Annotated in this window: 8 protein-coding genes; 4 read left to right on the top strand and 4 right to left on the bottom strand. The window is 50.3% G+C overall.

Annotated elements, in window-relative coordinates; genetic code table 11:
• Together ACJHWT_RS19650 and ccp are read right to left on the bottom strand one after the other, a co-directional pair.
• A partial coding sequence (locus ACJHWT_RS19650; RefSeq protein ID WP_001459285.1) for a pyridoxal-dependent decarboxylase occupies nt 1-714 on the bottom strand: 714 nt, incomplete at its 3' end.
• 210 nt (nt 715-924) lie between these two features.
• The gene (gene ccp / locus ACJHWT_RS19645; RefSeq protein WP_000784837.1) at nt 925-2,322 is read right to left on the bottom strand and encodes a cytochrome c peroxidase; all 1,398 of its coding nucleotides are present in this window, start codon (nt 2,320-2,322) and stop codon (nt 925-927) included.
• Between the two features lie 404 nt (nt 2,323-2,726).
• Here ccp and ACJHWT_RS19640 point away from each other — a divergent pair, with 404 nt between their 5' ends.
• A complete protein-coding gene (locus ACJHWT_RS19640) occupies nt 2,727-4,376 on the top strand; it encodes an alpha,alpha-trehalase (RefSeq protein WP_000934216.1) in 1,650 nt (549 codons plus the stop codon).
• Between the two features lie 50 nt (nt 4,377-4,426).
• Here ACJHWT_RS19640 and ACJHWT_RS19635 read toward each other — a convergent pair whose 3' ends face one another.
• Nucleotides 4,427-5,029: a helix-turn-helix transcriptional regulator gene (locus ACJHWT_RS19635; protein ID WP_001167676.1), complete on the bottom strand. Its 603-nt coding sequence runs from the start codon at nt 5,027-5,029 to the stop codon at nt 4,427-4,429.
• A 519-nt stretch (nt 5,030-5,548) separates the two neighbouring features.
• On the opposite strand from ACJHWT_RS19635, the gene ACJHWT_RS19630 reads away from it, so the two are divergent.
• The 3 genes from ACJHWT_RS19630 (at nt 5,549) to ACJHWT_RS19620 (ending at nt 9,225) form a co-directional block, all read left to right on the top strand.
• Nucleotides 5,549-6,448, top strand: a complete 900-nt coding sequence (locus ACJHWT_RS19630; protein ID WP_021525732.1) for a LysR family transcriptional regulator — start codon at nt 5,549-5,551, stop codon at nt 6,446-6,448.
• Between the two features lie 48 nt (nt 6,449-6,496).
• A complete protein-coding gene (gene yhjD / locus ACJHWT_RS19625; protein ID WP_000191257.1) occupies nt 6,497-7,510 on the top strand; it encodes an inner membrane protein YhjD in 1,014 nt (337 codons plus the stop codon).
• 392 nt (nt 7,511-7,902) lie between these two features.
• Complete coding sequence (locus ACJHWT_RS19620) at nt 7,903-9,225, top strand: MFS transporter (RefSeq protein WP_001149007.1); 1,323 nt, start codon at nt 7,903-7,905, stop codon at nt 9,223-9,225.
• Nucleotides 9,226-9,406: 181 nt separating this feature from the next.
• Here ACJHWT_RS19620 and ACJHWT_RS19615 read toward each other — a convergent pair whose 3' ends face one another.
• Entirely contained in the window at nt 9,407-11,467 is a 2,061-nt protein-coding gene (locus ACJHWT_RS19615) for an AsmA family protein (RefSeq protein ID WP_001318095.1), read from the bottom strand.
• Nucleotides 11,468-11,479 lie beyond the last annotated feature (12 nt).

The raw sequence follows: 11,479 nt of genomic DNA, 5'->3' as shown, positions 1-11,479 counted from the left end.
GATGTCGATACCGGTGTCGGCCTGGAATTTATCCAGCGCATCGTGCAGCGGCTGCGGGAACTCATAGTTACCGGTGTAGGTCACGCCGAAAGTCGGCACCACGCCGATGGTATTTTCGTCGCAGGCTTCAATCATGCGTTTCGGGTCCATAAACAACTGACCGGGGCGCATAGGGATCTCACGCAACTCCACATCCCAGTAGCGGGCGAATTTATGCCAGCAGATTTGTACCGGACCGCACACCAGGTTTGGTTTATCCGTTGGTTTGCCTGCGGCTTCCATACGCTTGCGCCAACGCCATTTCATCGCCATCCCGCCGAGCATACAGGCCTCGGAAGAACCAATGGTGTTGGTGCCAACGGCCTGACCATTTTTCGGTGCAGGCGCATGCCACAGATCGGCAACCATGTTTACGCAACGCAGGTCGATTGCAGCGGATTGCGGATATTCTTCTTTGTCGATCCAGTTTTTATTGATCGACAAATCCATCAATTTATGGACGTTTTCGTCGTCCCAGGTCTGGCAGAAAGTGGCCAGGTTCTGACGAGCGTTGCCATCAAGATATAATTCATCATTGATAATCTGAAATGCAACATCATCGCGCATTTCGTGCAGCGGAAATCGTTTTGACTCCGCGATAGTAGAAATGGCCTTTGCACCAAAACGTGAATCGAGTAGTTCTGAGCGGAAATCCGTTAACAGCTTCTGGTCCATTTCGAACTCCTTAAATTTATTTGAAGGCAATAAAAAAGTAGGATTTATCCGCAATGGAAGCAAGGCATTACAGGCTTAATTTAAATAACAAAATCCTAAGCAGAAAAACGACCTTTTATAATATAAACATTTAATATGATAATATTAAAAACAGACTTTATTATCGTAATAAAAATCGCCCAAACACTCCTGTTCGGGCGATCAAATTAATTATTGTTTATCCTGCATATACGGCGTGTAAACCCCGTTCAGACTGTGCAGGAAAGCTACGATATCATCCACATCCTCCTGCGGCAGCTCTTTGCCTACCTGATAGCGCAGCATCAGTTTCACCGCCCCGTCCAGCGTCGGCACGTCACCGCGATGGAAGTACGGTGCCGTTAAAGCAACGTTACGTAAACCGGGTACTTTCTGACGCAATTTATCACGCTCTTCTTTAGTCACATTCATACGACCAATATCCGCCGCCGTAATTTCACCAAAGTTAAAGTCTTTTTTCAGCCCCAACGGTTCAAAGGAACGTCCGCCGAGAATAATACCACCATGACAAGTTGCACATTTATTATCTTTAAATAATTGATAGCCTTTTTTCTGTTGCGCCGTCAGAGCATTCTCATCTCCACGCAACCATTTATCAAATGGGGAATCCGGCGTAATTAATGTTTTCTCAAATTCAGCAATGGCATCAGTAATATTTTCGCCACTGAAACCTTGCGGATAGACTTCGAGGAACTGCGCTTTAAGCTGCGGATCTTTTTCCAGCTTAGCAATAATTTCGTCCCAGGATTTCGACGCCATTTCAATCGGGTTCAACGGCGGTCCACCAGCCTGATCCTGCAATGTTGCCGCACGACCATCCCAGAACTGCTCAACGTTAAATACTGAGTTAAATACCGTCGGCGCGTTAATCGGCCCCACTGCGCCACCAACACCAATCGATGTTTTTCTGCCATCGACGCCCCCCGCATTCAACGCATGGCAATGAGCGCATGAAATGGTGCTATCAGCCGATAAACGGGGATCGTGATACAGCGCAAAACCCAACGCCACTTTTTGCGCATCGGTAGGCAGTTTTTGCGGGATGGGCTGCACCGGTTCATTGCGATGCTCCGGAGCAGTATCATTGCTGGCGTAATATTCCGCGCGCTGTTTTGCAATCCAGGCCAGTATTTCCGCCCGCTCTTCATCACTCACCTTACCCGCCCAGTGTAGCGCGGTATAACGCGTTGGCGGCATAGTTTCATACTGCATCACCCATTCAATCTTATTCAGATCGCTTTGCGAAACGGGTTTATTAGCCAGCAGAGCCGCACGCACGGCCTCGAGGTTAAAAGATTTATATCCAAGCTTTATGTCGTAATCCATCAACTGTTTCGCGCCGGGAATATAATAATAGGCGGGTAATTCTGCCGAAGGTGTATGGCAATAGTCGCATCCTTTTTCACGGAGAAAGCCTAAAACCTTATTATTTTCACTGACAGCAGATGCCTGAACATCGGCCTGTTTACTGCGTTTATTATCGTGGTACCACACATAACCAGATAACCCTAAATAGCAAATCGCGACGCCAGCCAGGCCGATCGCGGTAATACGTGAGACCATTTTCATTATTCTTCCCTCACGGTGGTGAGTTATTGTGACCCAGAAAATTTTCCAGAATGCTGCAAACGTCTCTGCGAGACAAAGCCATCATAAAAAACAGGGAGATATGCTTTTTGATAGGAATCAATCAATTACATGAATATAAACTATCAATAAGATAGCCAGTGCCTATTACCCAGATCAGGAATGGCATATCATGATTGCGGCGAGAGCAGGATTGAATGTTCTGAAAATGAAAAACAACACGAAATCCGTATTTTTATAAATTCCATTGATATTAGTGCGTTATATTTTTTGGCAGGTTAATAAACGTGATCCACCGCACGCTTTGTCGCCCACCAGGCGGAGCGAATGACTACCCTTAAAGAAAAGCCCGATAATTAGCGACGAATTTCGGAGGTCGGATCCTTATGCTCAATCAGAAAATTCAAAACCCTAATCCAGACGAACTGATGATCGAGGTCGATCTCTGCTATGAGCTGGACCCGTATGAATTAAAACTGGATGAGATGATCGAGGCAGAACCGGAACCCGAGATGATTGAAGGGCTGCCCGCCTCTGATGCGCTGACGCCTGCCGATCGCTATCTCGAACTGTTCGAGCATGTTCAGTCGGCGAAAATTTTCCCCGACAGTAAAACCTTTCCCGACTGCGCACCCAAAATGGACCCGCTGGATATTTTAATCCGCTACCGTAAAGTGCGCCGTCATCGTGATTTTGACTTGCGCAAGTTTGTTGAAAACCACTTCTGGCTGCCGGAGGTCTACTCCAGCGAGTATGTATCGGACCCGCAAAATTCCCTGAAAGAGCATATCGACCAGCTGTGGCCGGTGCTAACCCGTGAACCACAGGATCACATTCCGTGGTCTTCTCTGCTGGCGCTGCCGCAGTCATATATTGTCCCGGGCGGCCGTTTTAGCGAAACCTACTATTGGGATTCCTATTTCACCATGCTGGGGCTGGCGGAAAGTGGTCGGGAAGATTTGCTGAAATGCATGGCCGATAACTTCGCCTGGATGATCGAAAACTACGGCCACATCCCCAACGGCAACCGCACCTATTATTTGAGCCGCTCGCAACCACCGGTTTTTGCGCTGATGGTGGAGTTGTTTGAAGAAGATGGTGTACGCGGCGCGCGCCGCTATCTCGACCACCTGAAAATGGAATATGCCTTCTGGATGGACGGTGCAGAATCGTTGATCCCTAATCAGGCCTATCGCCATGTTGTGCGGATGCCGGACGGCTCGCTGCTCAATCGTTACTGGGACGATCGCGACACGCCGCGTGACGAATCCTGGCTTGAGGACGTTGAAACCGCGAAACATTCTGGTCGCCCGCCTAACGAGGTGTACCGCGATTTACGTGCGGGGGCGGCCTCCGGTTGGGATTACTCTTCCCGTTGGCTGCGTGATACTGGTCGTCTGGCGAGCATTCGTACCACCCAGTTCATCCCCATCGATCTGAATGCCTTCCTGTTTAAACTGGAGAGCGCCATCGCCAACATCTCGGCGCTGAAAGGCGAGAAAGAGACAGAAGCACTGTTCCGCCAGAAGGCCAGTGCCCGTCGCGATGCGGTAAACCGTTACCTCTGGGATGATGAAAACGGCATCTACCGCGATTACGACTGGCGACGCGAGCAACTGGCGCTGTTTTCCGCTGCCGCCATTGTGCCGCTCTATGTCGGTATGGCGAACCATGAACAGGCCGATCGTCTGGCAAACGCCGTGCGCAGCCGGTTACTGACACCTGGCGGGATTCTGGCAAGCGAGTACGAAACCGGTGAACAGTGGGATAAACCCAACGGCTGGGCACCGTTACAATGGATGGCGATTCAGGGATTTAAAATGTATGGCGATGACCTTCTGGGTGATGAAATCGCGCGCAGCTGGCTGAAGACGGTGAATCAGTTCTATCTGGAACAGCACAAACTGATCGAGAAATACCATATTGCCGATGGTGTTCCCCGCGAAGGCGGCGGTGGCGAGTATCCGTTGCAGGATGGGTTTGGCTGGACTAACGGTGTGGTGCGCCGTTTAATTGGTTTGTACGGTGAACCATAATATTTTTACAGCCAGCCGCTAACTTCCTGCTGGCTGTAAAATTATCCTCTTCAGGAGGAGATATTTAACATCATTGCCGCCTGGGTGCGATTTTTCACTTCCAGACGGCGATACAGGGATTCCAGATGCGCTTTTACCGTTCCGGTACTGATATTCAGCGCCCTGCCGATCTCCTTATTTGATTCGCCCGCCGCTAACATGGTTAAAATCTCCCGCTGGCGGGCGCTTAACGATTTGAGATCTTTAATGTCCTTTTCCGGCGTCGTCCGCCAGTCTCCAGGCAGAAACATCATCCCCATCGCCGCACTATTTACCGCCAACGCAAATGTCTCGACGGTTGAATCACGAGGCACAATGGCCAGCACATTAAAATGGATAACTTCCTGTAACCACCGTTTATTGCAATCCGTCGCCGTAATTAACACCTTAACCTCAGGAAATTGCACCACGGTTTTTTGCAGCAACCAGTAACAAAACTCACCATCCTGATCGCCATCGAGCATCACTAAGGCTTCAGGGTAACTTTCCAGCTTTTGCCATAACTCGTCTGCCTGACTGGCCCCCTGAATACTCACTCCTGGAATACGTTGCTGTAAACTGATTTTCATTCCATGAATAAATATTGACTGCCTGTCAAACATGACTATTTGCATAACTGAATCTCCACCTGAATACGTTAAAAAGACTTAAGTAGTGGAAGGGTATTACCCGCGAGAAAAAATAAGAATTCGCCATTTGGCGGTGGCCATTCTACAGAGATGACGCGTAGAAAATAGTTACCGATATAAATAGTTACAGCTAAACGCCTGAAATTACATGTCGAGGGCACTATTTAAAACAATTTTGAGGATTTCCTTATATTAGTGGTTAGTACGCATGCAATTAAAAATGAAATTCCGCGACCACAAGCCAAAATAACAAATGGCAATGAGACAAAAATAAGCACAAATAGCCAATACGTCCTCTATTCACTTTAAAGGGAATCGCTGAAAAATACGCTCTGTTTAAGGGGATTCACCTTTCTAAGAAAGCTATTCCTCCCTTTTCCTACTGAGAAATCGCCACATTCGTCATGACAACATTGTGAAACCCGGCTTTAGGTGTTAGAAAAAACAATAAACAATGCGATATGCGCGTTACTGTTTCGTTGTGAACAACAATCGGTCAAAGAAATGGATAAAATTCACGCAATGCAGTTGTTCATCAAAGTCGCGGAGCTGGAAAGTTTTTCTCGCGCGGCGGATTTTTTTGCTTTGCCAAAGGGAAGTGTTTCGCGCCAGATACAGGCACTGGAACATCAACTTGGCATCCAGCTTCTCCAGCGCACCACGCGGCGAGTCAAACTCACGCCAGAAGGCATGACCTATTATCAACGGGCAAAAGATGTGTTGAGTAATCTCAACGAACTGGACGGTCTGTTTCAACAGGATGCCACCAGTATCAGCGGTAAATTACGCATCGACATCCCGCCAGGAATCGCGAAAAGCCTGTTACTGCCGCGTCTGTCGGAATTTCTCTATCAGCATCCGGGAATTGAGCTGGAGCTGAGTAGCCATGACCGTCCGGTAGATATTCTTCACGATGGTTTTGATTGCGTGATACGCACTGGCGCGTTACCGGAAGATGGCGTTATCGCCCGTCCCCTCGGCAAACTGACCATGGTCAACTGTGCCAGTCCGCACTATCTGACGCGCTTTGGTTATCCGCAAAGCCCCGACGATCTGGCTTCACACGCAATAGTGCGTTACACACCGCACCTGGGTGTACATCCGTTAGGTTTTGAGGTTGCCAGCGTTAATGGCGTCCAGTGGTTTAAGTCTGGCGGCATGTTGACGGTAAACAGTCGCGAAAACTATCTCGCCGCCGGTCTTGCCGGTCTGGGGATTATTCAGATCCCGCGCATTGCCGTGCGCGAAGCCCTGCGTGCCGGGCGGCTTATTGAAGTATTACCTGGCTACCGTGCCGAGCCGCTCTCCCTTTCGCTGGTTTATCCGCAGCGTCGGGAGCTTTCCCGGCGTGTAAACCTGTTTATGCAGTGGCTGGCTGGCGTAATGACAGAGCACCTGGACTGACCGACTATACTTTTTAAGAATGACCACGACAGAAGGACAAAAGAGCGGATGACGCAGGAAAACGAGATCAAACGTCCCACCCAGGATCTGGAGCACGAGCCGATTAAGCAGTTGGATAATAGCGAGAAAGGCGGCAAAGTTAGCCAGGCGCTGGAAACCGTCACCACTACTGCCGAGAAAGTCCAACGCCAACCGGTTATTGCGCACCTGATTCGCGCAACAGAGCGCTTTAACGATCGGCTGGGTAACCAGTTTGGTGCGGCTATCACCTATTTCTCATTTTTGTCGATGATCCCGATTTTGATGGTGTCGTTTGCCGCAGGGGGCTTTGTGCTGGCCTCCCATCCGATGTTGCTACAGGATATCTTCGACAAAATTCTGCAAAACATTAGCGATCCGACGCTAGCCGCCACGTTGAAAAACACCATCAACACCGCCGTTCAGCAGCGTACGACTGTAGGGCTTGTCGGTCTGGCAGTGGCGCTTTATTCCGGCATCAACTGGATGGGTAACCTGCGTGAAGCGATTCGCGCCCAGTCACGCGATGTCTGGGAACGCTCGCCGCAAGATCAGGAGAAGTTCTGGGTAAAATATCTGCGTGATTTTATTTCGCTGATTGGTTTGTTGATTGCGCTGATTGTGACGCTTTCTATCACCTCGGTTGCCGGTTCTGCGCAGCAAATGATTATTAGCGCCCTTCACCTGAACAGCATTGAGTGGCTGAAACCGACATGGCGGTTAATTGGCCTGGCGATTTCCATCTTCGCCAACTATCTGCTTTTCTTCTGGATCTTCTGGCGCTTGCCGCGCCACCGTCCGCGCAAAAAAGCCCTGATTCGCGGAACATTTCTGGCTGCGATTGGTTTTGAAGTGATTAAAATCGTGATGACCTACACCCTGCCATCGCTGATGAAATCCCCCTCTGGCGCAGCATTTGGTTCCGTGCTGGGACTGATGGCATTTTTCTACTTCTTCGCCCGTTTGACGCTGTTTTGCGCGGCGTGGATTGCCACCGCCGAATATAAAGACGACCCGCGAATGCCGGGGAAAACGCAGCCTTAAAATAGGCCGGATGCGGCGTACGAATTTATTCGGCCTGGCTCCCCGTAGGCCGGATAAGATGCGCCAGCATCGCATCCGGCTATAATGCGCACATAACCTCTTGAAACTCTTTCCCAGAGCCTCTTTAGCCATCTATTCAGGAGCAAACAATTTCATTCCAACTCATAACCCCAGCATATAAATCCAGTTGGTAACTTTTATTTAACCTAAAACCAGTTTAATCCACCATTTATAAAATTATGTGAAGCATTTCATAGAAGAAAAATCACTGGCCTAAACATTATCCCCTTTTTGCATGATTTTTGACCATTTCCGCGATTTGTTACACATTGAAATATCACTTTTGCTGTGCGTAATATGGCTATTCGTTAGCCAAAAAATAAGAAAAGATTATGCAAGCAACAGCCACAACACTCGACCACGAGCAAGAATACACGCCGATCAACTCGCGTAATAAAGTCCTTGTCGCCTCTCTCATTGGCACGGCCATTGAGTTCTTCGACTTTTACATTTACGCCACTGCGGCCGTTATTGTGTTTCCGCATATCTTCTTCCCGCAGGGCGATCCAACGGCAGCAACGCTACAGTCGCTCGCCACCTTCGCCATCGCCTTCGTCGCGCGCCCCATTGGCTCTGCCGTTTTTGGTCATTTTGGCGATCGCGTTGGGCGTAAAGCGACGCTGGTCGCCTCGTTGCTAACGATGGGGATTTCGACCGTGGTGATTGGTCTGCTGCCAGGCTATGCCACGATTGGTATTTTCGCCCCGCTGCTGCTGGCGCTGGCTCGATTTGGTCAGGGTCTGGGCTTAGGTGGTGAATGGGGCGGCGCGGCTCTGCTGGCGACTGAAAACGCCCCACCGCGCAAACGTGCATTGTACGGCTCCTTCCCGCAGCTGGGCGCACCGATTGGCTTCTTCTTTGCCAACGGCACTTTCTTGCTGCTTTCCTGGCTACTGACCGACGAGCAGTTTATGAGCTGGGGCTGGCGTGTGCCATTTATCTTCTCGGCGGTGCTGGTCATTATCGGCCTGTATGTTCGCGTGTCGCTGCATGAGTCGCCGGTGTTTGAGAAAGTCGCTAAAGCGAAAAAACAGGTGAAGATCCCGCTGGGTACGCTGCTGACCAAACATGTTCGCGTAACCGTACTGGGTACGTTCATTATGCTGGCAACCTATACGCTGTTTTACATCATGACGGTCTACTCTATGACCTTTAGTACCGCCGCCGCGCCAGTTGGGCTTGGCCTGCCGCGTAACGAAGTGTTGTGGATGCTGATGATGGCAGTTATTGGTTTTGGCGTGATGGTGCCCGTCGCCGGATTACTGGCTGATGCCTTTGGTCGCCGTAAAAGCATGGTAATCATCACCACGCTGATCATCCTGTTCGCGCTATTCGCCTTTAACCCTTTGCTCGGTTCTGGCAACCCGATTCTGGTTTTTGCCTTCCTGCTGCTGGGGTTAAGTCTGATGGGGCTGACCTTCGGTCCGATGGGCGCGCTGTTACCAGAGCTGTTCCCGACAGAAGTGCGTTACACCGGAGCATCGTTCTCTTACAACGTATCGTCGATTCTCGGGGCTTCCGTTGCGCCATATATCGCAGCCTGGTTGCAGACTAACTACGGGTTAGGTGCGGTGGGGCTATATCTGGCGGCGATGGCTGGCTTGACGTTAATCGCCCTGCTGCTGACCCATGAGACGCGACATCAGTCGTTGTAATCAGAGTGAAAAGCCTGATGCGCTACGCTTATCAGGCCAGAATTTCCATACAATATATTGAATTCGCAAGGATTTGTTGGACGGATAAGGCGTTCACGTCGCATCCGGCATGAACAAAGCACACTTTGCCAACACTCTAAATCTGTTTAATTGCCGGATGTCAGACATCCGGCAATTATCATCACTTCTTCATCTGCGACAAAATCGTCCGACACTGATTAGCCTCCCCTTCGGAAGGAGAGATCAGCGCCAGTAACGCCGCCGCCGGTGTTACCAGCGTTGCCAGTGCCGCCGCAACAGCACCACGGGCAATCAACGGCCCGGCTTTCACCCCAGCCTGCGGATTTTTAAACGTCCCACGCACATACAGCGGCGAACGCAGTGTGATAATCCGAATCCCTTTACTTTCTGGATCGATAGTCAAATCCAGTTGCTCCGAAGCAAAACTTGCCGTACCGGTAACATTGATCAACGCATTCTCAGTATCAAAAGCAAAAATCTGCGGACGCGCCACACCGTTGGCAATATCAAGATTCGCCGCCGCGCAGTTCACCCGCACCTCATCGTCACCAAATATCGCACCGACAATGTAGTTACCGACATTCAGCCCGACAATCTCCATCAGGTTGCGGCTCACCAGCCCGTCATTCATCAGCAGTTTCAGGTTGCCGTTACTGTTGCCTAAAAGCGCCGCCACCGAGTTACCGCTACCGCGTAGTTCCGCGTCACCGTTCATTTCCCCCAGCGTCTTCTGCATCAGTTCTACATCGGGCATCAGTTCTTTCAGTTTCAGTCGACGAGCCTGAATATCTGCCCGCCCTTGCATCGGTTTTTTATCACCTTCCAGATGAATATTCGCCGCAATGCTGCCGCCTGCCATGCCAAATTTCAGCGGTTGCAGGCGCAGGTCAGCATTTTTGAGGATGATATGAGTAGAAAGATCGCTAATCGGCAGGCTACTGCCATGCTCAATGCGCCGCCCTTTGAAGCGAACATCGGCATCCATGACGTCCCATTTATCGGTTTCGAAGCGGTCATAAGGCAGCACTTTGCCCGCAGGCTGAACGCTTTTTTCACCCTTCTTCTGTTCAGACCGTTTCGACTTTTCAGCTCCTTTCCCGGAATCAACGCCAATTAACGGCCCTAAATCTGCCAGCCGCAATTGCCGCGACTCAACATCACCTTCCAGTTTTGGTCGTGGCTTGCCGGTGGTGTAGACCAGAGAACCGTGGATATCGCTATCGCCAATTCGCCCATTAAAACCGCGATAATCAAAGACCGACGATTTTTCAGTGTCGATTTTCGCTACCAGCCGACCATCCGTTTCAAACGGCGGGGTATCGGGCAGCAGAACGCCCGTCAGTTCATAGAGATCACCCAGCGAATCGCCAGAAAATTTAAGCCGTAAATCGACACCACCCATCTTCATTGGGTCATTCACAACGCCATCAAAAGCAACACGGGTGTTACCAGAGCGAAAATCAGCCTGTACAGGAAATGGCGTCCCTTCGCCACGCAGCGCCAGCATACCGCCTATTTTTCCCGTACCAGTGAGCGGCTCTCCGTTATAACGTCCCTGCGCCTTCAGGCCAAAAACGTAATCGCCCACCTTTTCTTTATCCGCTTTACCTTTCGATCCAGTAACTTCGCTGAACGGCAGCGGCTTGCCTAACGGATCGACAAAAATTTCCAGATCCGCTTTGCTTACTTTGTCATCAATGGCGATCCGCCCTTGATCGAACAGAATATTATCCAGCCGAAACGACCATGCCGACGGCTTTGCATTCGTGTCTTTGTTGTCATCGTTGGCAAGATTAAACGTCCAGTTGTTGTTCTTTTCTGAGAGGCGAATCAGGCGTGCGTCGGGCTTTTCGAGCTTGATCCACGGCAACCAGACCGTTTTGGTCAGCAGCGCCAGCGGGGCCAGCGTCGCTTCTACTCGCGGCAAATGCACCATTGTGACTTCGGGAATATCCGGTGGATTGCCAAGAATGATGTCTTCCGCGTGTACATGGGGCCACGGCACCCAGCTGCGCCAGCCAGTTTCTTGTTTTTGCCGCTCCCACACCACGCCCAGATCGCCACGGATAGCGAACGGACGATTCAACTCCGCAGAGACTTTCTGGTTGATGGTCGGTTTGAGTCGATTCCAGTCAAAAGTTGCAATCAAAATGATCGCCACGACAATCAACAACAAGAAAGCCCCTGAAATCGCAGCGGTTATTTTGCCTGCCTTGCTCATCGTTCGCTTCCT

The organism is Escherichia sp. WS338 (assembly GCF_046486405.1).
GTDB classification, from domain to species: Bacteria; Pseudomonadota; Gammaproteobacteria; order Enterobacterales; family Enterobacteriaceae; genus Escherichia; species Escherichia coli.
This window is presented reverse-complemented; position numbering and strand designations above follow the sequence as displayed.

Bases quoted from the DNA above. Each gene is read 5' to 3' on its own strand.
- ACJHWT_RS19635 (WP_001167676.1), bottom strand. From the start codon at position 5,029: ATGCAAATAGTCATGTTTGACAGGCAGTCAATATTTATTCATGGAATG.
- ACJHWT_RS19630 (WP_021525732.1), top strand. From the start codon at position 5,549: ATGGATAAAATTCACGCAATGCAGTTGTTCATCAAAGTCGCGGAGCTG.
- ACJHWT_RS19615 (WP_001318095.1), bottom strand. From the start codon at position 11,467: ATGAGCAAGGCAGGCAAAATAACCGCTGCGATTTCAGGGGCTTTCTTG.
- ccp (WP_000784837.1), bottom strand. From the start codon at position 2,322: ATGAAAATGGTCTCACGTATTACCGCGATCGGCCTGGCTGGCGTCGCG.
- yhjD (WP_000191257.1), top strand. From the start codon at position 6,497: ATGACGCAGGAAAACGAGATCAAACGTCCCACCCAGGATCTGGAGCAC.
- ACJHWT_RS19620 (WP_001149007.1), top strand. From the start codon at position 7,903: ATGCAAGCAACAGCCACAACACTCGACCACGAGCAAGAATACACGCCG.
- ACJHWT_RS19640 (WP_000934216.1), top strand. From the start codon at position 2,727: ATGCTCAATCAGAAAATTCAAAACCCTAATCCAGACGAACTGATGATC.